Raw genomic sequence first — 21,035 nt, 5'->3', positions numbered from 1 at the left:
TCGCGATCTTTTCCAGCGGTGTAGACGATGTGTCTGACGTAGATCGCCAATGCGACAATGATCACGGCGGATAAGATCAAGCTGAAATGCTCGGGCCCCATCACTAAGTCTTCTTCCTCGGGTCTTCAATCCCGAGGTCGTCGAACACGTTGCCGCTACCATCAGTGATCTCGACATCATCGTCGTCAGTCACTAGATCCCAGGTGTTCTCTTTGACCCATTCATCCCGCCATTTGGGCGCGTCGGCCGGACGCTGTGCAAAATCGGCGATTTGCTCGAAAATCATTTTGCGCAATGCAAGCCAGACCTCCGGACCCTCTTTGCGACGAGCTTGCAACTCTGCGATCAAGTCATTCAGAGGAACATCCTGTAACGGGCGCCCGAAGATCTCTTCTTCTGAAAAATCATCTGTCATCGCTCAACATCCTCGACACTGATCGTTAAGACTAAGATCTTGTTTGGTTTTACGGTGATCTGTTTTCCTTCAATCTCTCGAAGTTGGCCGTTCACCGAAGTCTCGCAGATTACGAAAATTGGGATTTCCTTTTCTGTAGTCTCGTCACTCATCTGGCTTACCCTTCGGATCAGGCAACTTTCGCGACCGGATCTCATCCGAGGTAATCGGCTTGGTAAGTTTTGCTCGACCGGCCGAAATTTCAGCCTCCCGAAGCCTAAGCAAACGCAAGGTTTGTTCATCCAGTTCAACGTCGTCGTCATCACCCATCAGACTTCTCCCGAGTACAGTAGCAGTGAGAACAAGTCACTTGAGACCTGTCGGCTGTCCGAACGATGTCACCAACGTGGCCACACTCTTCACACGTCACACCGCATCGAAATTCCATCCAGTCAGCGTACTCCTGAATGAGATCGTGGTATTGACTGAAACCGATGGAAATCTTGCCATCCTGGCCTTTCTTAATATCCGAGATCTGAATAGTTCCAGGGTCCAGTGCCCTGAAATCCTGACTGAAGGAAAGCTTGTGGAGTGATTGCGAAATCATCACGAGCCAGCCCTTTCCGACAGCAGGAACAAGAGATGCGCAATCCGGAGAAACGAGGTCTGGATAGTTTTTCACAATGTCCAGCCTCAGGCCGTCGGGCCAGGATTCTTCGGCGCCCTCAAATCGCCGCCGCAGAGCATCATTGTAGCACCAGCTGCAAAGCGTCGTCACAAACCCAAGGATGGTCTGGCGTTGGGCAGAATTAGAACAACCTTCACAGGTTTGCTCAATCTGAGCGACACGCCATTGAATCTCTTCACTCGTAGCCTGGTTGCAGCCTGGGCCCTCATAGACGCGCAAGCCTCCCAATTTCTGTTTGATCTGAACGATGGACGGGTGTTCATCACCAAACAGGTCGGGCTGCTCGTCGATCAACCTCTTCACTTTCTCAAGTGCAAGCGTAAGCTGCTCCACCCACCCGGCACGATACTCACCAAGCTGCTTGAAGACGCTTCCATGAATATCATTCCAGTCGACAACACTGCCCATCACTGACCTCCGGGCCCGCGCCTCTTTGAGATCGTGTGAAACCTCCGCCATAGCATTCATCATACGGTCGACCACTTCGCGGTCTTCACACTCGACATGCAGACACTCCGCCGACCATGTGACGTCAGAGACGTGCGGAGCTGGGTAGTTGTGCGCCATCACCAAACGCATCTCTTCGGCGTACCAGGCGTCAAATGAGCGGAGATCATCTGGAGCTCCATGCTCCTCGATCACACCTCGAACCTTTTCCCTGAATTCCTTCCAACTCTTTTCGACATCATCCATCAGTCACATTCTCCAGAACTTGGTCTTGTTGAGATGGAAGACCCCTCTCGAGATCTGGCAAAGGGCAATCAGCGGGACATGACCGGTGGCCAGTGAGCCCGTATTCATGAGCTTCCGGGCGTAGTTCTCATCATCGTAGTCTTCCATAATCTTATTGAAGGTCACTTGTTGTTCGGCGGTCATCACCATTCCTTCTTCACGCACGCAGGGCACCGATTACGGTCATCCGTTCGGTCGATCTGACCGAAATAGCCACAAACTGAGCAGGTCATTCGATCTCGAGTAGGCTTTTTTCGAACGCCAAAAAGCCTCTTCCTTTTCGGGTGGCGCTTGCTCGCGACATCATGCGCGCACCAGCAACAAAGTGTCTTGTACCAGCCGTCCAGAAGTTGGGTCTCGGCACTATTCCCGCATCGTTCACAGCTGTGATTTGCACGCGCAATCGTCGCAGCGATCATCGACTGAATTTGTCGATCATCACACCGGTGGTAGATGCGGAGCTCGCCGATTTTCTCTTTGATCTGAAGGACAAAGGGGTAGGTGGCACCCTTCAGATCGCAGTATTCCTTAACCTCTGTGAAGAGCACCGTGACCAAGCCGGACCAGCCTTCGGGTGTGCTTCCGAGGTTCTCCTCGACCGATTGCTTGATGTCGTTGAAATCAATTGCGTTCGTGACGTCGCCCGCCATGTCGGACACCTCCTGAGGATGGTAGGAGGCGTCGGAATCGAACCGACTCGTGCACTCTAATCTGGAGCAATTACAAGGATATAAGCCTCGCCCGCATACCAATGCTGCCTCCCACGGATTTCGCGTGGGTTATCGACCTCAGGCCGATATTCGATGGCAGTGGATGCGTGTGTACGTCATGACCGCAAGCTGAACCAGTTCGCATAGCCATGTCAAGACGGCGCTTGCTGCACTTCGAGTTTCACCGCGTAGTTCTGGGAACCTTCTAGCTTAGCGTGTGCCCGATACACTCATGCATCTTATTTTGCGGGTCAGTACAGCGTCGAGTAGCTCTCCGACAGCGAAACGATTCGACACCCTGTGATCCGGACTCGAACTCAGAAACTCCGTCGATAGTTCGCTCTGAACCGACGTGCGTCTTATGCGCTCCGTTCTGGAGAAATACAAAAGTCTTGATCTGACCAAACCTCAGCGGCAGCATTGACCTGCATCTTTCGAAAATGGAGATCCCGGTTGCAAGACCTTGTAAGTCTCATTCCATTTAGCGTCTCGAGTCATTTGTGATGATACGTTCCTCACCTGAACTGCTGGCAGTTTCGAGGCGTTGGTATGAAATACTCAGAACCAAAAAGAATACTGACGAGTTGCAGGATTTTCTGTCGAAGGCAGATGAACTACGGTTTGTTGGGACAGGCGAAGGAGAGTTTTGGAGTGGGCAAGCAGTTCGCGATGGGGTTAGCGGCTTTTTCGCGGAGATCCCTGCTCCCGTCGTTTTCGAAGAAGTTGAAGCTGAGGCCTTCGAAAACGGAGACACGGGATGGTCATCTTTCGTCCATAAGATTCAGTTTGTCGGCTTTGATGAAGCCGTATTTTACCGCACCGTCCTGATTTTTGTCCTGGAGGGAGCGGCCTGGAAGATCATCAATCGCCACGCTTCAGTGCCCACTCCAAATATTGAACTCGTGGGTAAGGAACAGCTAGCCATCCAACAATTGGTTGATGCTGCGCGTGAAGATGGACCCGAGCTGGTCCAAACCGAAGGTTTGGCTTCGGTACTTTTCACTGATGTGGAGGGCAGCACAACGTTGGCGGAGGCGTTGGGCGATCAGCGTTGGTCGGTGCTGATCGAAAACCACTTCCAAGTCTTGGCGGCGATCATCGAAAAGTATCATGGCCAGTTCGTGAAATCCCTTGGAGACGGAACGTTGTCCGTCTTTCCGTCCGCGAAAGAAGCACTAACGGCCGCTATCAAGATTCAGGGGGCCATTGCATCGGCTTCCGAGGAGCCATCTTTCGGTGTCCGGATTGGGATTCATACTGGTGATGTCGTGCAATCTCGTGGAGATTTTTTTGGCACTGTGGTCAATAAAGCATCACGCATAACGACCGTTGGTGCGGCGGGCGAGATACTCGTTTCAGATGCGACTCGTGCCATGGTCGGAGGACGAACCGATTTCTCTTTTTCTGAAATAGAACCCAGACTCCTGAAAGGTCTACGCGGTCACCACGTCTTGTATCGGTTGGAGTGGCAAGATTGAGTTTGCGGCTGCTCTGACACCGAAGACCCACACAGATATCCAGTAGAGCAAAGTCGAAAAACGTCTTTTGGGTCGCAGCACACCTCACATCGCCAGCAGTTCCCGGTGAATTGCGACCATCGCCCAGGTGTCGCGCGTGCAATACGCCACAAGATCAGAATAGACCTTCTCGCGCTCTGGATCATCCGGTTCGGTCAGTGTTACGTCCTTCCAAAGGCGAGACGCGCTCGCTCCCTCTTTGATGTCCAGATCATCGTATGAAAGTTCTGGCAAAAGCGCTGGAAGAACGGCCTTGATGGAGGCGCTTCCCTTGAACGCGGGATCGTTGATCACTTCATCCGCAAACGGCTTCATCAGATCAACTACGCGGGCGTTTAAGTCTTCCAGAAACCCAGCGTGCTCTGGATAGGTTTCCGCCATTTCCGTATTGCGCGATTTCTCGAACGGCGCATACCAAACCACAACGGAGCCAACGTCACCCATGTCCTCACGTAGCCTTTTCAGTAAGGCTGGCATCGGATTACTGGAGTCACGGTGGAGATACTCCTTGTGCTCAATTTCTCCGCCAGGCTCACGCTGGATATGCAAGGAATACTGGAAAGCCACTTGCTGATAGGGACGCGTTCCGTCCCAAGGTGGCAGCAAACTCTGAGACGTCTCGTAGTCAAAAAAATAAACCGGATAGACAATCTCGCTCAGAAACCTGCTCAACTCCTGATGGTCGATTGTGCGTGCACCGTTTGCCACTGCTCTCAAGTAGCGCTGTGTTGACTTGCCCAACACAGATGGATCACTGATCTCGTCAATCTTTGTGATCCCGTCTGCGATGAGTGCGGAGGCTTTTTCCGCGTTCATGAACGGAAGGCGGTGGATGCTGTCTTGCGCGATTGGAGGGTCGAGCTTCTCGCGGATCTCCAGCCATTCACCGTAGGATTTAAGGCGCGCACGTTCGGGGGACGGATCAGGCATCGTACCGCTGGCAACGACGCTCAATGCCTGATCGATACGCGTGCGTGTTTTTTCGAGCTGCTCAGTCACCGCATCCGTGATGTCAGTGATGCTGACAAGCTCTCGCGGATTGATTTCGCCGTTTCTGACGTAGTCACGGTTCACATGTGCCACTTCGCAGCGCGCAATGGGGAACCCGGCTGCCTCAAGAACGACACGCTGGAATGCGAGATCAAAAGTGTGCTCGGGATTTGCAGAAGTCCCGCTCTTGATCTCTGTCAGAACGTACCCATCGTCACTGCGGCTCACGATGTCGGAGATGCAAGTTATGGTTCCATCTTCATAACGTCCCTGCGCCACTGCGTTTGCACCGTTTCTCCAAGCCTCCAAAGTACGCGCGGGCAGAGCCTGGTATTCTGAAAAATCTGAAAAACCGAGGTGAACGAGATCACCAAATAGCTCCTCAGCAAAAGGCTCAAACGCGTGCCCCTCGTCAAAGCGCGCTTGCAATGAGGGGTCAATCGGCGGCAACAGATGCCTGGCTTGTTTCTTGATCCATAGCCAGGCTGGGTGCCTAAGAAACATCATGTAATCTGATTTGGATAGCATCGTTTAATTTGCATCCCAGAATTGATGAAACCAGTGGAAGACCATCATGGTCAGCTATTGAGAGCAACATTTCTTTGGTGCAGTCGGCGTCACCACTCTACCAAAGCCTCATGTAAATCGTACCGAGAGCTCGGTGTCCATCACGCCACCAAAACCAGCTGACCATTCTTCACCCGGAGACACTGGCCATGCGTCTGTCAAAGTACCGGTTGTAACCAGCTCGCCTCCCTGAAGCTGGTCGGCTTCGGAGAGCAGAGACACAAGATGAGCCAGGACTTCAATTGGGCCTCCAAGCGCGTTTTCACCTTTGCCGGACCCGATGGCCTTGGTGCCCTTGAACAATGCTAGTGGCACTTCGGCCAAGCCGATCAAAACATCATGCGTCGCCGCGATTTTGTCGCCAAGAACAAGGCAGCCGTGCAATCCTTGTGCTGCGATTGAATCTTCGACTGAGAATTTCCAGTCGGGATAAATCGATTGCACGATTTCAAACCCTGGAGCGACCCACTCCACGCAACCTGCCAACTGTTCATTGTTCATTTCAGCCGTCGGGGCATAGCCAAGGCCTAGTACGATTTCTGGTTCGATTCTCGGTTCTGAATAACTTGCCAAGTTTACCGGCTGATCAGTCGAAAACAGCCCATCTGCGTGGACCTCTCCCCAAATGGGTTGATCCACACCGTAAACAGGCCAAATCGTGCGGTTCGTGAAGCCGACTTTTCGGCCGACTCTCTTTTTGCCCTGAAGCTCTCGGACGCGACTTGCAAGCGAATAAGCGTCATCCAGTGTTAGCTGTCCTGCCTCTGAAGACAGTTTGGGTATCTGCTGGCCAGAGGTCAGGGCATGAGCGATTTTCTGAGCGTTAGCTTCAAGATCTCTTGTCATATTCGTACTATACTCGCCGACGGCTGGATTGCGATACAAGCAAGGTTCTGAAGGACCAGAGTAATGATTTTCGCCCAAGTCTAGCTCCAAGACCTACAAAGTGTCTTGAACTTATACGGCAGTTTCGTACCAACGGCAGATGTTCGACATAGTCGGGGCAACGACTGAGTTGCGGACGAAGCGGACCTTGATGGTTACAGACTGAACGTCGGCTTCTGGCATTGTTGCGTGAGCTGTTTCTATAGGGCAATTAAAAATTGGCAGTCCTTTTCGAGCAAACTTACAATGCCGGGCAACTTTCTTGTTCTATCTTCTACTTTCCGACAAGAATTGCGTGTTCCCGCTCTATAACCTTTTCCCAATCGCCTTGCGCTTTCAGACCGGTCGAAGAGTCTCCCATTAGCGAAGTGACCATCAGTCTTCCACGCGCTTTCGCTTCTTCTTTCGAGAAACCGGCCTGTTCAAACATCCAGGCGGCGAACTGAAAGCGTTTGCCGATGGTTCTTTGATACGCTTCTTGCACTTTTTCATCGGTTTTTGCCCAGACTGAAACGGCGTGATCTGGCAAGGCGGCGTCCTCTTCAATGACCTTTTTCATGAGAAGAAGGATACGTTCTTCCGGGGGGCCGCCAAATGTTGTTGCTTTTGCGATCACGTTGTCAGTCAGTTCCTGCTCCCAATATCTAAGCACTTCATCCAAGAGTTCACGAACGTTCCTGAAATGCCAGTAAAAGCTGCCGCTTGTCAGGTTCAGTCGCTTTGCCATTGGCACGACCTTTATCGCGGAAACGCCGCCCTCGTTGAGTACTTTGTAGGCCAGCAATATCCAGTCTTCTTTGGTCGCGGCGTTTTTAGGTGAGCTTCGAGTGTTAGATTCTGACATTCAGATTGCAGCATTCTTCATTTGACATAGAGCAGTCTATGGTTCTACCGTAGAGATGTCTATGGTGAATGAGGGGTTCACGAATTCGTGTTCTCTTAAGAGGCTTCGCTTTGAAGGGGGGGATCAATGAATAACTTAATGAAAACCGCAGCCGGCACATTGATGGCCTTAGGTATGACACTGGCTGGCACAGCCACGGCGCAAAACGCCTTGCCGACAGGTCGGAGTGCCAGTGCAATCGAAAACGGTGTTTATCCCGCGTCTTACTTTCCTAACACTGAAATCCTCGGTGCAGATGAGATGCGGATTACGGCATTAGGTACAGGGATGCCAAACCAAACCAAGGCCGCAGTTTCTATTTCGTTTTATGTGGAACTTGGGAATGGGGACGTCTTTCTGTTTGACGTAGGAACTGGCGCAACGGGAAACCTGTTTTCGCTGCGACCGGACTTTGCAAAGGTCGACAAGGTCTTCTTCAGCCATTTGCATGTTGATCACGTTGGAGACTTCATGGGCCTCCACGTTGGGGGTTGGCTTTCGGGCAGATATACCCCGCTCCGCATCTTCGGCCCGTCCGGATCAGAGGATGAACTGGGCACCAAAGCCTATGTCGAGGGTATGTCCAAAGCCTATGCCTGGGATTTGGCCACGCGAACGGGCGCACTGCCGGACGATGGAGCAAAGCTTGATGTCACCGAATTCGACTACATGCAGGAAAACGAGATCGTCTATCAGGAAAACGATGTCACGATCCGGTCCTGGCCAGCGATCCACAGCCTTGATGGTTCCGTGAGCTACTCTCTGGAATGGAATGGGCTGAAATACGTTTTTGGTGGCGATACGTATCCGAACAAATGGTATGTCGAATATGCCAAAGGGGCGGACATCGCTTCTCATGAGGCTTTTCTGCCACCCGCTGCACTGGCCCCCTATTTTGGCTGGGACATGAAACAGGCGACCTATGTAGCAACGCGCGTTCATACCGAACCTGCGGCTTTTGGCAAAGTGATGTCCGCGGTCGAACCGCGCATGGCGCTGGGGTATCACTCTGTTCTTTCACCCGAAAATTATCAGGCGATTTTGGAGGGTGTCCGTTCGACCTACGATGGGCCTCTGACACTGGCGCGAGATCTACAGGTGATCAACGTAACCAAGGACCAGATCGTTGTTCGGGAAGCGAGTGTTGATGACTATGCGTTGCCGCCTGCGGTAAGCGACGAGTACATCAACGCCCCGCGTTCAAAAGAAAAAGAACCGTCGGACAAAGTCAAAGCGGGAAAATGGGAGGGTTACACGCCACCGCCAATGCCGGATAATTAACGTTCAGGAGTGAACAAAATTCCGATTTGGCAGTATCTGTACCGACTATTCCTGATGCTGAGCCTGATGGCCTCAGGTGCACAGGCCGTTTCGGCGGATGTCGTTCTGACAAACGGTTCAGAAGTCGCACCCAACATTGCTGTCGTTCATGTCAAAGATGATGGGGTCTACGTCGACATTGAGATCTATGTCGAAGATATTCCGTTCTTTGCGGATATGCTGCCAATCGGTTGGTCATCCAATTTCGTCAGGGATGAGCCAGAGGCTGAACAAGGTTCTGCCCAAGCCGAAAGTCGGGCGCTGTCGATTGTTGGAAGAGACGGACAGGCCCTACACGCTGAAATCAGAAAGTTAGAATACCGAACGCGCATAGACCGGGCCTCGCCGCTTGCAGGTCAGCGCGATCCATTCTCGGGTCAAATTGTTCCCAGCCCGCCACCAGATCCGCGTGTTTTGTTCGCCGAACTGTTCTTTCCGTTTCAAAATTCACTTCCCGAAGAGCTGACTATAATGCCTCCATCGCGGGATGCCGAACCACTGGCGACAATCGGGATGCAGGTTTTTGACCGAGAGGTTCCGGTCACGGATTTCCGCTTCTTGTCAAAGCCAGCAGAGTTAAAGATTCACTGGCCTGACCCTTGGGAAACCCGATTTTCCGCTGAAAGCCTGAATCGAAAGGCGCAGGACGGGACATCGACCTTTCTTTACATCGAACCTCGTGAAGTTCGACATGAGACGCTGATCCGCTTGCGAGAACTCGCGCCTTGGATTGGTGAAACTTTCACAGTGGGACAAACACTTTCACCACATCGTAGCGCCTTGATCGTAAACCAGGCGGCGTCCTTCCTGGCTTCACGTAACCCGGTGACAATTGATGGCAAATTAGTGCAACCGTCGAACGCTACAGCAAAACTCCTGGAGCTGACATCGCAAGGTTTTCAGGTTGTCGAGCCTGGAAAGGAAGTGTCCGTAAACAATGCGTTTATCGGAGCTATCCTGTCTTTCTCATCGGCGGACCTTCCCGATCAGGTGACCGTCACATGGGATATGTTTGACGAGGAAATTTCCCGCGTTGCGACCATTTCAAACGATATAGCCGGGCCGTTCTTTGGAGCTGTGACGCCAGCAGACCCTCAGTTTCATTGGCAGAACCACTTGCTCCAATACGAAAAAGCATCTGTCACTCAGATTCCAGTTGAGCCGCAGACACGGCAGAACCTGGCAATGGCTTTGATCTCCGGGATGATCAGTGCCGCTTCACTTGGTTTCTTCGTGCTGTGTAAGGGCAAAGTTGCAAAGCGCATCAGTTGCGTAACCATGATTGCCGCAACATCGGCAACCGTCGCATTTTCGGGATATTTGCCGGATTTACTTTGGAAGAAGCCCGAGCCCCCTGAGCCGCAGGTTGCGGAAGATATACTGCGCTCGATGGTCGAAAACTTGAGCACGGTGACTCTTGAAATTTCACCGGCCACAAGAAAATCAGAGCTGGCACACTTTGTAACGGAAGCGTCTCTGAGCGACGTAGCAACAGAGGTTGAACGTGGTCTCGTGATCCGAACGCCAGGAGGCAGTCTTGCTACAGTTACCGAAATTAGAGACCTGAATTTAGAGCGCGTTGACCCGACCCTCAAACCGGGTGGATTTAGCACTCTGGTCAAATGGACAGTGAAAGCCCAAGGTGGTCATTGGGGGCATGCCCACATGCGCGCCGTTACGTTTCGGGTGTTGGCCGAGGTGACACCTGAGTCAGGGCAATGGAAGCTGGATGGATTAACTGTAATCGAGGCTCGCGATCCAAATGCGTAAGTGTTTAAGACCAAAGGTTTTTGCTTTCTGCGCTCTGTTTGTCGGTGTGTTTTTGTCACTGACGCTGTCAGCCTCGGCGCATTTTTTGCTTAACCTCAACGTTCGAATTTCGCATGTCGAGCATTCCGAAGACAGTCTGCGTGTCTACATCCGTACGCCCATGCCTTATCTGGTTGCAGACAAGGTCGGTGACCAGGATGGTGAGGCCTTGCCGAAAGCTGCACCATTCACGACCAATGCCTTGAGCGACGGTCAGTTGGTCCACTTTGTCGACTTGCAGGCTGTCATGAGCGATCCCAATGGGCTGGGGCAATTGGCCGAAGGCGGGTTGCATCTGTTGGTCGACAATCAGCGCTTAAGGGGAACAGTTAAGTCCGTTCGCTTACATCGCGTTGGAAATGAGCCGGGATTTGCAACTTTGGCCGAAGCTCAACAGGCCGTGGACACCGAAACGGCCTTAACGCCACCGCTTTTTGTTGGTGACACGATTGTCGATCTCGTCCTGCATTATGACACTGACGGCCCGGTCCAATCGTACAGCATTGCCAACGTGCTGGACCCCGGCTTGCCGGATCAGGACCAAACGGCCAACCTCATTCTCGACTACGCGTCGGACACACCGCAGATATTCCGATCTCGGGGCCTGATGACTGAACCATTGGTAGTTCAGCAAGAGGGGTATGGAGGATTCCTGAGTTTTGTCTGGGAAGGTATACGACATATCCTCGAAGGATTGGATCATGTTCTTTTTGTTGTGTGTTTGGTCATTGGAGCGCAGACCCTCAGGGCGCTGTTACTTCGCGCAACAGGTTTTACCGTTGGGCATAGCGTAACGCTGTCGCTGGGGTTCTTCGGGTTTGTGCCATCGGGCGCTTGGTTTGTCCCTGCCGTCGAAACCGGGATTGCGCTTTCTATCATATTTGCAGCTGTCGCAGCGTTTATGAGTTTTAAGGACAACGCGCGCTCTGAGGTCACGATGGTGCTTCTGACAACGCTGATTGGTCTCCTGCACGGGCTTGGGTTTAGCTTTGTGTTGCACAAGATTCTACAGGTTACATCCCCAAACATCTGGCAGAGCTTGCTTGCTTTCAATCTTGGCGTCGAGCTTGGCCAGGTCGCCATTATTCTTGCGCTCTGGCCTGCCTTAATAATGTGTCGGCGCGTGAATTCCAGTTTGTGGATGTCCATACGAGTGGGCTTAGCCGGTGGATGTGCAGCTATCGCCTGCTTTTGGACCTTTCAGCGAGTTGCCGAGGTTTATTCCACGCTGGCTTAAGGTAATTACAATGGCGCATGCCGTGATGGTCGCCTGGGAGAAAAGCGGACAATCGGCTCTTCCGCAGCATAAGACAGATTGGGCTCAGAGCGGCCGTTCGCATTCATTGTCGCGGAGTCCGCATCCAGCCCAAAGCAGACCCACAGGCCGGAGAAGTCTTTGAGATCCATGTGGCATTTCTCCTGCGCGAATAAATTTGCGCTGATGCGCGTTTGTTTGCTGTTGTTGTCCAGGCATCTCATAACTGACGCGTTTGCGGTTTATCGCCTGCGTGCGAGTGAAGTACTTTGATCGGTCAAAAGTTGAAGACTGCCAATCAAAGCGCACTTATGATTGAAGGGCAGTGCTCTAAAGTTGTAGGACCCGTACAGGAACTATCTTAAATTGAGCGCGAACTTTGGAACGCGCAAACTTATGGGCAAATCGTGCAAAGTTATGCGCAAGTACCGCGCAGAGTTTTGGGCAAAGCTCCAAGATTTTCTTTAACGAAATCAATGTAAACAATGCAGCGTTATGAGCGCACCTACAACTATGTAGGTTTGCGCATAGCACTTCGCACACCCCATAAGTTTGCGTAGTTCACCCATAGTTTTGCGCTGCGCGTTTGTCTGCATTAGCGACGAATTCAATCAGTATATGGCTTAGTCGTTGCGGTTATGGCCCTTTGCATTGCTCAATCCCGCAAAGGGCCCCCCAAAGGAACCTTGGGGTCCATGCGGCCTTTTTGCTTGGATTCTCGCGAAAGTCTGCGGTGCGCATAAAGCGAACTTAGCAAATACTCGCTAACTGTGCGGAACCGATCTTGAATCCGGGATTTCATGCTGCCGCGCGGTTCGTTGAACCTGTTGGTCGAAGCAGGTGTAAATTCCCATCCGACTTGATCCGGCTAATCTCGAGACTTTTGCGTGGCGTCGTATTGAGAACAGACACGCGTTTGGCGACATTCCTAGATAGTGGGATGACCTCCGCTGATTCCATGCCTCAATCTACGGATCGCACCCTTGCTGGCGTAGCGCTGATGCTTGGGTTTTGCCTGACTGCTCCCTTGCTGGATGTAGCTGCAAAACTCGCATCGGCCAGCGTGCCAGTTGGGCAGATAACAGCTGCTCGCTTTGTGGTGCAGTGCGCGCTGATGTCACCGTTTGTCTGGATGATGGGACTTTCACTACGTGTGGCGCGCGGTGAATTGCTGGTACTTGTATTCCGTTCTTTACTCTTACTGTTCGCGACCTTTTGCTTCATTGCGGCAATCCGAGTAATGCCTCTTGCCGATGCGTTGGCAATTGTGTTTGTAGCGCCGTTTATTGTCCTGTTGGTCGGTAAGTTTTATCTTGGTGAAGATGTCGGCTCTCGTCGTGTCGGGGCAGCTCTTGTGGGGTTTGTTGGTGTTTTGTTCGTCATCCAACCTAGTTTCGCGGCTTTTGGCGCCGTCGCGCTAATTCCGCTTGGTACGGCAGTCGCTTTCGCTTTCTACATTCTTGTGACGCGGGGATTGTCGCGTCGGATGCACCCCGTGGCGCTTCAATTCCACACTGGCCTAATTGCGAGCTTGTTTTGTGTTCCAACCTTAATAGTTGCGCAAGGTTCTGGCTCTGAGCTGTTCGATCCCGTTTGGCCGACAGACGTCGCGTTGTTGTGGCTTTTCGGAGCTGGTTTTTTTGCGACCGTGAGCCATATGATGATGACATATGCGCTTTCCTTTGCCCCTTCTGCCACACTGGCTCCTCTCCAGTACTTTGAGCTGCCCGTAGCGACCCTGTTCGGCTATCTTGTTTTCAATGACTTTCCGAACATGCTTAGCCTGATTGGTATTGGCATCATCATCGGTGCAGGGCTGTACATGATACATCGAGAAAGGGTGGTAGCCAGACAGTTGGTCACAGAGCGCCCAGCACCTCCAATCTAAGTCCACACGCAATCGCGGCCTTTACAAATACGCATCATACACTAGTCCAGCTGCCGATATGGTGGAGCTTAGGATTGGGGCCGATAAGTTTTCAGGAGACTGAATTCCTGTTCTTCCAAATTGAAACGCGCAGCTCATCGCGCTTTTCGTATTCGGCCAGAGCTTCGCTGATCTCCCTATCCACCAGATCCTCTCGATCTTCGCCAAGATCTGTCATGCGCATGGTGAACCAAGCTGTCATGCCTCCTGGTGGCAAAGTGGCGAAGCGAGGAAAGACGGGATCTCTTTCTCCTGCTTGCCATGAGGCGGGCAGGGACGGATCAAGAACAAGGCCGCGCGCCAGTCCTGCCGCATCCACAGCCCTCGAAAGAATGGCTGCCTCGGCCTCCTCCTTCCTTTTGAATCCGCCTGTAGCCATAAGGGGGATTGACGTCAGTTGACGCGCGGCTTGGGCAAACTCGACATAGTAAGGACCTTTGCTTGAACGGTCTGAACTGGAAGGCGCACCAGGAAAATAGGTGCCTCCGCTGATGTCCAAAAGGTCAACACCCTTCCCCTCAAGTTCAGCTACAATCTTAAGGGCCTCCTCCTCAACCAGACCTCCATCAAGCTGATCGGTTGCATTGAGTTTTACCGCAACCACAAAGTCGGACGGAACCACCGCTCTGACGGCTTCAACCGTTTCGATTAGCAATCGCATTCGCGCCTGAATTGAACCACCGTAGGCATCCGTTCGATGATTGAAGAGTGGGGATAGAAACTGGCTCAGAAGAAATCCATGTGCGGCATGAATTTGCACTCCGCCAAAGCCCAACTCGACCGAACGCAACGCAGTTTTGGCAAAACAACCCGGAACCGCTTGGATCTCGGCAAAGGACATGGCTTTGCTACGGAAATCAGGGAATTCAATTTCGCTTGGCCCCTTGGGTTCGCCGATAGGCAGATGCGTTAGTGCCCCAGCGTGTCCGAGTTGCAACCAGAGTTGCGCTCCATTTGCTGAGCCGCGTCGAGCGAGTTCGCGATACGACGCCTCATTGGCCTTTTCATCCAGAACCAGATTGCCAGGTTTCTCTGGGTAACTTGGATCACCTTGAACTTCCCCTATGATCGAAGCTGCCACGCCACCTTCGGCCCAACGTTCATAAAGCCGCATCTGTGCCAAGGTCGGGTTGCCCTGGCCATCCCCCAAGGAATCCGACATGGCCGACTTGATGATGCGATTCTTCAGAACGCGTCCGTTTGGAAGCGTCAGCGGCGTGAAGAGGGTTGGGCTCGGTGCGGTACGCAAAGCATGCCTCCTTGGGGTATCTATCAAAATTTGAGATACCCCGGATGACATCGGATGTTTATTGGGTATCCTAGATCAGATTTTGATAGTTTTAGGATCAAGTAGTGCAGAAAACAGAGCTGGAAATCCTCCTGGCCGTTGTTGATCACGGTAGTTTCTCTGCCGCAGCCAGAGCAATGGGGTATACCCCGTCTGCCGTTGGCAAGAGGGTGCATCAGCTGGAGGAGCGGTTGAAGGTGCCGCTTCTTGTCCGCTCGACCCGGCGCATGGCTTTGACCGATGCAGGCCGACGATATGTAGAAGAAGCACGGGACCTTTTTGCCCGTCTGACAGCGCTGGAAGAGGATATTTCCGATGATGCCTATACCTTGCGTGGCACGATACGCCTGACAAGTTCGGCCGCACTTGGTCGCCTACACGTCGTGCCTATGGTCATTGAATTCATGGAGCGCTACCCGGAAGTCGAGATTGAGTTACTATTGACGGATAAAGTCATCGACCTGATCGGCGATGGCTTTGATCTGGGCGTTCGCAGTGGCGTCTTACCCGACTCTTCCCTTGTCGCCCGTAAGCTGATGAGCAATCCACGAGTCCCATGCGCAGCGCCTGCGTATCTTGAACAGCACGGTTTCCCTGAAAGGCCCGAAGATCTTTCGGCGCATAGATGTCTGCGTCTGGGGCATGAAAGGCAAATTTCGGATTGGGGATTTACCCAACATCAAGGTGGCCATTCTCGGCTTGGTAGTGGATTCTCATGCAACAGCCTCGAAGCACTTCATGCGGCATGTTGCGCCGGACGTGGCATCGCCTGGCTGCCAGAGTTCCTCACGTCAAACGATCTTCTGAACGGGCGCCTGATGCCTTTGCTAGAGGATTACTTAGCGTTGGACTCCGGCGGCGGCGTTTTCGTTCTGCGCCCGGAGACGAATTTTTTGCCGCATAGGGTGCGCACTTTTATTGACTTCCTGGCAGACCGTTTCGCTAAGGTCGGATCAAATTGAGCGGCGGAATGTGCTGTACTTCAGCATCTGGCGAAGTCTGCACGACGGCGGATCCTACATACTTAGGATCGGACATCGGTGACATGCGCAGTGGAAGATTGCTCTCGGCCCGGCACTCGGATCGGGAATGTCCTCCACGGGATGCCACCAACCGCTCTTCAATAGCGCAGAGAACGGCTGGAGAGAGCCCAAAGCGGACGGCTTGGACGCAGTTGAAAAAAATCATGGGCTTCAAAACTGCGTATTAAAGCCTGCGAAAATCTGCCACTTTGCTTGCCCAGAACCTCTGCTCGCGACGGAGTACTGCGGTTCGACAAAGACGTTGTAGGTGATCTCTTTCTTGCCAAAAACTTGCCCAACACCTAAGCCGATTGGCACATTATAGCTGTCTGTTTCGAAGTCGTATGTCATTATCGGAGCCGACCTTAAGTATGTTCCTCCGCCGAGTTGATAGAACAGGAACGGTTGAAAAGCTCCGATATTCACGTCTTTTGCATCACTGTCACCTGCAAAACTTGCTTGCCACGTGAGCAGGTAACCGTATTGGAACTTCGGAGACGACGCATTGAACAACACATTTGCAATGCCAGCTGACCATTTCTTTGATCCCGACCCGTCTGTCGAGCCAGTCGGAGCTGTTAATTGTGGGCCGACACCAAAGCTTAACGCCGGATTTCCGGTATTGATCAGGTAAGCAGCAAACACATTTAGGTCACCAACACCTGTCGATTTTTCGTCCGGCCCGGGGAATGAATTGACGGGTAGAGAAGCCCTCAAAATCCAATTGGATCCCCCCAAACTCACCGGTTGCGCATATCTTAGCCAAAACTGGTTACCTGTCTGATCCGTTCCTGAAATATCGCCTATGTAGTAGTTTTGCACATTGATGGCCTTGAAGTTTGCCAGGGGATTATTCGCTTGGGCTGCGGCTGATGCCGCGTCGTTCTCTTGTGCCGCTACTCGGTTACCTGGTGCTGTTGACACGCCCAGAACGATGAAAAAACTTATGCAAAACCCGTTCAGTAAATCTCGGGTCGAAGCTAAAGTTGTGGAAGGCATCTTCGGGGTAGTGCCCAATTTGCTTCTCCTTGGCGAAGTCAACATCATCACTATGAACTGCGTAATCGGGCGACTACGCGGGTTGGCGACATACGATTGAGGCAACAAAGAGCGCCTTGCGAGTTTACTTCAGGGCTAGTCAATAGGATCATTCCGACCCGTCTGCCCGGATCTTGTTCCAATCCTTTGCCATATCCACCACCACCCAACCTTCCTGAGACGCAAGCGGCATCACTTTGTCAGTGTGTTTGTCATAGGCGAACTCCCGATCTGCGTCGGTGTGATGCACCAGTATGGACATTCCACCGCCCAAAGCTGTGTTTTGCAGCATCTGTTGATCACCGTTTGAGTTTCCCGCTGCAAATATGGGTGTGCGGCCGATAACCTTTTTGATCAGGCGAGGTTTTCCGTCCCAGTTGTTCAAGTGATCGACGTGATAGGTTCGTACAAACTGCGGCTCGCCGTTTTCGATTACGAATTCTTCTCGCACGGAGGTGCCGAACACGCGCTCTGGGGGAATGCCGTAAAGGTCCTCGGCGACAACCCTTAAGAATGCACCCTCATCAGCGGTGATAATGTAAACGAGGAACTCGTTGGCCTCTAAATAGCGCATCAATTCCAACATCGGTTGGTAGATCAGACCCTCTATGCCAACGCCGAGTTCCGGGTGCTTGAAGTTCGCTGTGAAATCTTTCGCCCAACTGGCATAGGTTTCAGCAGACATTCCGCCAAAAGGGGCAGCAAACAACTGGCTGGCCAGACTTTCATACTCAGAATTGCTATAAAGTTGTTCAAAATAGGAAGCATCTTTTTCGGCCACCGACTTCCACGGCTCGCGTTTCGTCAGCGTTTCATCGGCCTCAATTTGTCGTTTGATTTCCGAAAAGATTCCATATGCATGTATATACATTGGTTTTTCGGTCCATAGCGTTCCGTCATTGTCAAAGACGGCAAAGCGCTGTTCCGCAGGGACGAATGTGTCAGAGGTCGGTTCAGTTGTCTTTTTAATAAACGAGACTATTGCCTGTTTGGCGCCCGCGTCGTTCCACGATGCAAGTGGTTCGGCAATCGTTTTCGAACAAAAAGCAGCCGCAAGCGCTGAAACAAAAACAAATACATAGACTGGGTTACGAGAACGCGTCTTCATCCGAAACTCCGAAAAGTAGCTTCTGTTGTCTTGCGAGTACGGGACGAACGATGCGCCCCGTACTATTTTTTTAGTTTCCTGTTGGCAGACCAATCTTGAAGCCTTGCTTGTTTAGTTGGTCGCGTACGACTTCAAACCGGTGGTATTCGCTCAGAGTAATTGGACCGGAATAAGACTCGCTTTGAACCGGGCGCGGTGGATATTCGATGTAGGTTTTGACCACCCGCTCCAGCTCACCCATCAGCGTAGGAACAGTCCAAGTGTTCTCACGACCGGTTGTCATGAAGATGTCGTAGCGCTCCATCGGGTCTTCCCAAAGGTTAAAAACCTGCGGCACGGTCGCGACGTACTTCTGAGGGCCACGCCATCCCAACTCGGCAGCCGGAGCCTCAGACCCCGCCCGTGCTCCGTTATCGCCTCTGATGTTGAACACAGCCTTCCAAGGCCCGACCCGCACCGCGCCCGGGGCGAGTTCATTTTCGGTGAAATAGGCCCAGCTATTTCGCTGCGGGTCAGCCTCACCAAAGAGGATTGGTGCCATATCGATACTGTCGAAGATAGTGGGTTGGCCATCCCGGTCGTTTTCAGGCAACTGAACACCAGCCAGGTGAGCAAATGTAGCCATTAGATCAGTCCCGCCCGCGATGTCATGAGACTTGGAGCCGGGCTCGATTTTACCGGTCCATTTGGCGAAGAACGGCACACGGTAAGCGCCTTCACGATCAGTTCCTTTGGTTCCGCGGAAAGGTGTCATACCAGCATCTGGATGAACATCCTGCCAGGCCCCATTGTCCACCGTGTAGATAACAAGAGTGTTCTCTTCGATGCCAAGGTCCTTGACCTTGTTCAGAATCTGTCCGGTATGATGATCAAGTTCCACAACCTTGTCGCCGTACTTGTTTTTGACCGCGGATTTCCCTTCGAAATCAGGGGACGGAAGATTTGGTTGGTGGTTGGCGGCCCAGTTGATCGACATAAAGAAAGGCTGTTCGAGCCCGGCCAGCCGTTCCAGCTCTGCAACTGCTTTTTCAGCACCAACCGCATCCAGCTTGGCCAAATCCGCTGTTGTCATATCGTCTATTGTCAGCACCTCAGTCGCGGGGCTTCCCGCCTCACCCTCAAACACACCGGTAGTGGATTGTTTGAAGAATTCCCGTTGCTCATCCGTCATCTGAACGTGCCAGTCCGGCAGCGCATAGGTGTAGGCGTTGAGGTGATAGAGAAAGGTGTTCTCCATCTTGTCATAACCATGCGCTATTGGCAGAGCGTAATCAGACTCTCCCAGATGCCACTTTCCCATAAAGTATGTGTTGTAGTCGGCTTGCTTCAGAACCGAGGCGAGTGTCCACTCTGCGGCAGGCAGCCCTCCACCCTGACCCTGAAATGCAACCGTAGTCATGCCTGAACGATTTGGGTAGCGGCCGGTCTGCATTGCCGCACGACCCGGTGTGCATGAAGACTGCGCGTAGAAATCCGTGAACATCATTCCGTCCTTGGCCAATTGGTCAAGGTTTGGGGTATCCATTCCACGGGCGGCGCCTCCATGATAGGCGCCCAGATCCCAGTAACCGGTATCATCAGAGACAATAAGAATTATGTTAGGCTTCGATCCAAAAGTCGAAAGCGATGACGGATCAAAGTCTTGTGCTTTGGTGGGGGTAGAGATCGTAACAGTAATTGCGGCAGCAAGTGCTGCCGGCAGCATTAACCTCGGCATAAGTATTCCTCCCTAGGCATCGAATCATATTTTAATATTTGGATGTCTGGAAGCGTATCATAGCTGCACACGCAGTCCGAACAGCCGGATTTCTGACGCTCGAATTTCAATGTCCGTTTTGGGCCGCTGTTTGATAAACGAACAAGCCGTAAAGAACGTATTTAGCGATCAGTGTCGGTATTGACCCTGCGTGCCGGTTTGTAGGCCACAGATTAAAATCACTGGACATAGTAAGAGCTGCTGGTGACTGTTGAAGCCAATTTTAGCGGTGGAGTTGTTTTGTGAAACAAATTGCACAAATGAATATGGGGTACTTGCTGCACCCGCCAGGAGATCCCCGTATTGCTGGTTTCGAGGACAACTCGGATCGTCTGAACGCTGTCGCAGATCGATCCGAAGGTTTTATCTGGCGCCTTCAAGGAGTGGGTTACGATCTCCCAGAGAACGACACAGGTCCATTGTTTGGTCGGCCACACGTCGCACTGGCGACACTATCGACCTGGCAGAGCTTTGCAGACTTGGAGCATTTTGTTCACAGGACTATCCATGGTCAGTTTCTAGATCGCCGAATGGAGTGGTTTGAGCATGTTGGTGAGCCAAGCTATGTCATCTGGCCGATCCAGGCTGGTCATATTCCGAGCCTGACGGAAGGAAAAAAGACTTCTTCGGTTGAGAACAGATGGGCCAAGTCCGGAGGCTTATGACTTTGCAACAGGTAGAGATATGGTTGCTAGGTAAGCAGCTCAGCGACTACAAGCTAGCTCAACTACCCTTTGATACTTGTACTTACTCCTGAACCACTAAGTCTTCAAAACTGTTGGCTCCAGCTTCCGGTAATGTCGCAAAACGAATTCCATCAAGACCGATTTCATCTCTGAGCTTTGCCAACTGTTTCAGGTCGTAGCCGGAGTCTTGAGGAACGACCAACAGAGCCTCGGGTACAAGCCTCCTAAGGAGCCAAAGATAGCCAAGCGTATTTAAGGTGAACTGTCTTTCTACTCTTGTCCTGTGCGCTTTTATTTCGACTGCTACTTTGCGCTTTCCGTCAACTTCAATGACGTAGTCTGGATAAAGCTGAGCCTCCCCAACTGAACTGGTCCACCGTTATGTTTAGGAAACGGAGGACCACGAATGGCAAACAAGAGACCGAAGCCCGAAGAGATTGTCTCGAAGTTACGGCAGGTT

General features: G+C 52.1%; 20 protein-coding genes and 1 tRNA gene. 7 read left to right on the top strand and 14 right to left on the bottom strand.

The window, feature by feature from the left end:
* Positions 1 to 103: 103 nt before the first annotated feature.
* From ACR0MS_RS19930 to ACR0MS_RS19905, 6 genes are all read right to left on the bottom strand, one after another.
* Entirely contained in the window at positions 104 to 415 is a 312-nt protein-coding gene (locus tag ACR0MS_RS19930; protein WP_170428344.1) for a hypothetical protein, read from the bottom strand.
* A gap of 144 nt (positions 416 to 559) precedes the next feature.
* On the bottom strand, positions 560 to 724 hold the full coding sequence (locus tag ACR0MS_RS19925; RefSeq protein ID WP_170416179.1) for a hypothetical protein: 165 nt from the start codon (positions 722 to 724) through the stop codon (positions 560 to 562).
* Positions 717 to 1,775, bottom strand: a complete 1,059-nt coding sequence (locus ACR0MS_RS19920) for a hypothetical protein (protein ID WP_480577918.1) — start codon at positions 1,773 to 1,775, stop codon at positions 717 to 719. The genes ACR0MS_RS19925 and ACR0MS_RS19920 overlap by 8 nt, the downstream gene beginning before the upstream one ends.
* A 3-nt stretch (positions 1,776 to 1,778) precedes the next feature.
* Complete coding sequence (locus ACR0MS_RS19915) at positions 1,779 to 1,958, bottom strand: hypothetical protein (protein WP_170408637.1); 180 nt, start codon at positions 1,956 to 1,958, stop codon at positions 1,779 to 1,781.
* A complete protein-coding gene (locus ACR0MS_RS19910; protein ID WP_170585306.1) occupies positions 1,958 to 2,464 on the bottom strand; it encodes a eukaryotic translation initiation factor 4 gamma in 507 nt (168 codons plus the stop codon). Before ACR0MS_RS19910 ends, ACR0MS_RS19915 begins: the two co-directional genes overlap by 1 nt.
* A 19-nt stretch (positions 2,465 to 2,483) precedes the next feature.
* Positions 2,484 to 2,577, bottom strand: a tRNA-OTHER gene (locus tag ACR0MS_RS19905).
* A gap of 450 nt (positions 2,578 to 3,027) precedes the next feature.
* On the opposite strand from ACR0MS_RS19905, the gene ACR0MS_RS19900 reads away from it, so the two are divergent.
* Positions 3,028 to 4,002, top strand: a complete 975-nt coding sequence (locus ACR0MS_RS19900; RefSeq protein ID WP_171188020.1) for an adenylate/guanylate cyclase domain-containing protein — start codon at positions 3,028 to 3,030, stop codon at positions 4,000 to 4,002.
* 84 nt (positions 4,003 to 4,086) lie between these two features.
* Here ACR0MS_RS19900 and ACR0MS_RS19895 read toward each other — a convergent pair whose 3' ends face one another.
* The 3 genes from ACR0MS_RS19895 to ACR0MS_RS19885 form a co-directional block, all read right to left on the bottom strand.
* Positions 4,087 to 5,538: a DUF2779 domain-containing protein gene (locus ACR0MS_RS19895; RefSeq protein WP_480577923.1), complete on the bottom strand. Its 1,452-nt coding sequence runs from the start codon at positions 5,536 to 5,538 to the stop codon at positions 4,087 to 4,089.
* A 129-nt stretch (positions 5,539 to 5,667) separates the two neighbouring features.
* Positions 5,668 to 6,444 (bottom strand): fumarylacetoacetate hydrolase family protein, encoded by a 777-nt coding sequence (locus tag ACR0MS_RS19890; RefSeq protein WP_170585295.1) that lies wholly within the window; start codon positions 6,442 to 6,444, stop codon positions 5,668 to 5,670.
* A 313-nt stretch (positions 6,445 to 6,757) separates the two neighbouring features.
* The gene (locus ACR0MS_RS19885; protein ID WP_480577926.1) at positions 6,758 to 7,327 is read right to left on the bottom strand and encodes a TetR/AcrR family transcriptional regulator; all 570 of its coding nucleotides are present in this window, start codon (positions 7,325 to 7,327) and stop codon (positions 6,758 to 6,760) included.
* A gap of 138 nt (positions 7,328 to 7,465) precedes the next feature.
* Between ACR0MS_RS19885 and gntH the strand changes: the two genes are divergently transcribed.
* The 3 genes from gntH to ACR0MS_RS19870 all read left to right on the top strand — a co-directional run bounded on the left by gntH (position 7,466) and on the right by ACR0MS_RS19870 (position 11,732).
* The gene (gntH, locus tag ACR0MS_RS19880) at positions 7,466 to 8,647 is read left to right on the top strand and encodes a guanitoxin biosynthesis MBL fold metallo-hydrolase GntH (protein WP_480577929.1); all 1,182 of its coding nucleotides are present in this window, start codon (positions 7,466 to 7,468) and stop codon (positions 8,645 to 8,647) included.
* A 9-nt stretch (positions 8,648 to 8,656) separates the two neighbouring features.
* Positions 8,657 to 10,456 (top strand): hypothetical protein, encoded by a 1,800-nt coding sequence (locus ACR0MS_RS19875; RefSeq protein ID WP_480577932.1) that lies wholly within the window; start codon positions 8,657 to 8,659, stop codon positions 10,454 to 10,456.
* 85 nt (positions 10,457 to 10,541) lie between these two features.
* Positions 10,542 to 11,732, top strand: coding sequence for a HupE/UreJ family protein (locus ACR0MS_RS19870; RefSeq protein WP_480577936.1), 1,191 nt, complete (start codon positions 10,542 to 10,544; stop codon positions 11,730 to 11,732).
* Positions 11,733 to 11,737: 5 nt separating this feature from the next.
* Here ACR0MS_RS19870 and ACR0MS_RS19865 read toward each other — a convergent pair whose 3' ends face one another.
* Positions 11,738 to 11,902, bottom strand: coding sequence for a hypothetical protein (locus tag ACR0MS_RS19865; RefSeq protein WP_480577939.1), 165 nt, complete (start codon positions 11,900 to 11,902; stop codon positions 11,738 to 11,740).
* A gap of 806 nt (positions 11,903 to 12,708) precedes the next feature.
* On the opposite strand from ACR0MS_RS19865, the gene ACR0MS_RS19860 reads away from it, so the two are divergent.
* Entirely contained in the window at positions 12,709 to 13,638 is a 930-nt protein-coding gene (locus tag ACR0MS_RS19860; protein ID WP_170786559.1) for a DMT family transporter, read from the top strand.
* Positions 13,639 to 13,729: 91 nt separating this feature from the next.
* Here ACR0MS_RS19860 and ACR0MS_RS19855 read toward each other — a convergent pair whose 3' ends face one another.
* Positions 13,730 to 14,926 carry an oxidoreductase gene (locus ACR0MS_RS19855; protein ID WP_480577942.1) on the bottom strand — a complete coding sequence of 399 codons (1,197 nt, stop codon included), beginning with the start codon at positions 14,924 to 14,926 and terminating at the stop codon, positions 13,730 to 13,732.
* 104 nt (positions 14,927 to 15,030) lie between these two features.
* On the opposite strand from ACR0MS_RS19855, the gene ACR0MS_RS19850 reads away from it, so the two are divergent.
* A complete protein-coding gene (locus ACR0MS_RS19850; protein WP_170786480.1) occupies positions 15,031 to 15,927 on the top strand; it encodes a LysR substrate-binding domain-containing protein in 897 nt (298 codons plus the stop codon).
* A gap of 231 nt (positions 15,928 to 16,158) precedes the next feature.
* Here the strand turns inward: ACR0MS_RS19850 and ACR0MS_RS19845 are convergent, their stop codons facing one another.
* From ACR0MS_RS19845 to ACR0MS_RS19835, 3 genes are all read right to left on the bottom strand, one after another.
* Entirely contained in the window at positions 16,159 to 17,004 is an 846-nt protein-coding gene (locus ACR0MS_RS19845; protein WP_214648042.1) for a hypothetical protein, read from the bottom strand.
* Between the two features lie 130 nt (positions 17,005 to 17,134).
* A complete protein-coding gene (locus ACR0MS_RS19840; protein ID WP_480577945.1) occupies positions 17,135 to 18,133 on the bottom strand; it encodes an HAD family hydrolase in 999 nt (332 codons plus the stop codon).
* Positions 18,134 to 18,203: 70 nt separating this feature from the next.
* A complete protein-coding gene (locus tag ACR0MS_RS19835; RefSeq protein WP_480579036.1) occupies positions 18,204 to 19,838 on the bottom strand; it encodes an arylsulfatase in 1,635 nt (544 codons plus the stop codon).
* 293 nt (positions 19,839 to 20,131) lie between these two features.
* On the opposite strand from ACR0MS_RS19835, the gene ACR0MS_RS19830 reads away from it, so the two are divergent.
* The gene (locus ACR0MS_RS19830) at positions 20,132 to 20,554 is read left to right on the top strand and encodes a DUF3291 domain-containing protein (protein ID WP_170786485.1); all 423 of its coding nucleotides are present in this window, start codon (positions 20,132 to 20,134) and stop codon (positions 20,552 to 20,554) included.
* Positions 20,555 to 21,035 lie beyond the last annotated feature (481 nt).

Source organism: Ruegeria sp. CJ2 (genome assembly GCF_056536745.1).
This window is presented reverse-complemented; position numbering and strand designations above follow the sequence as displayed.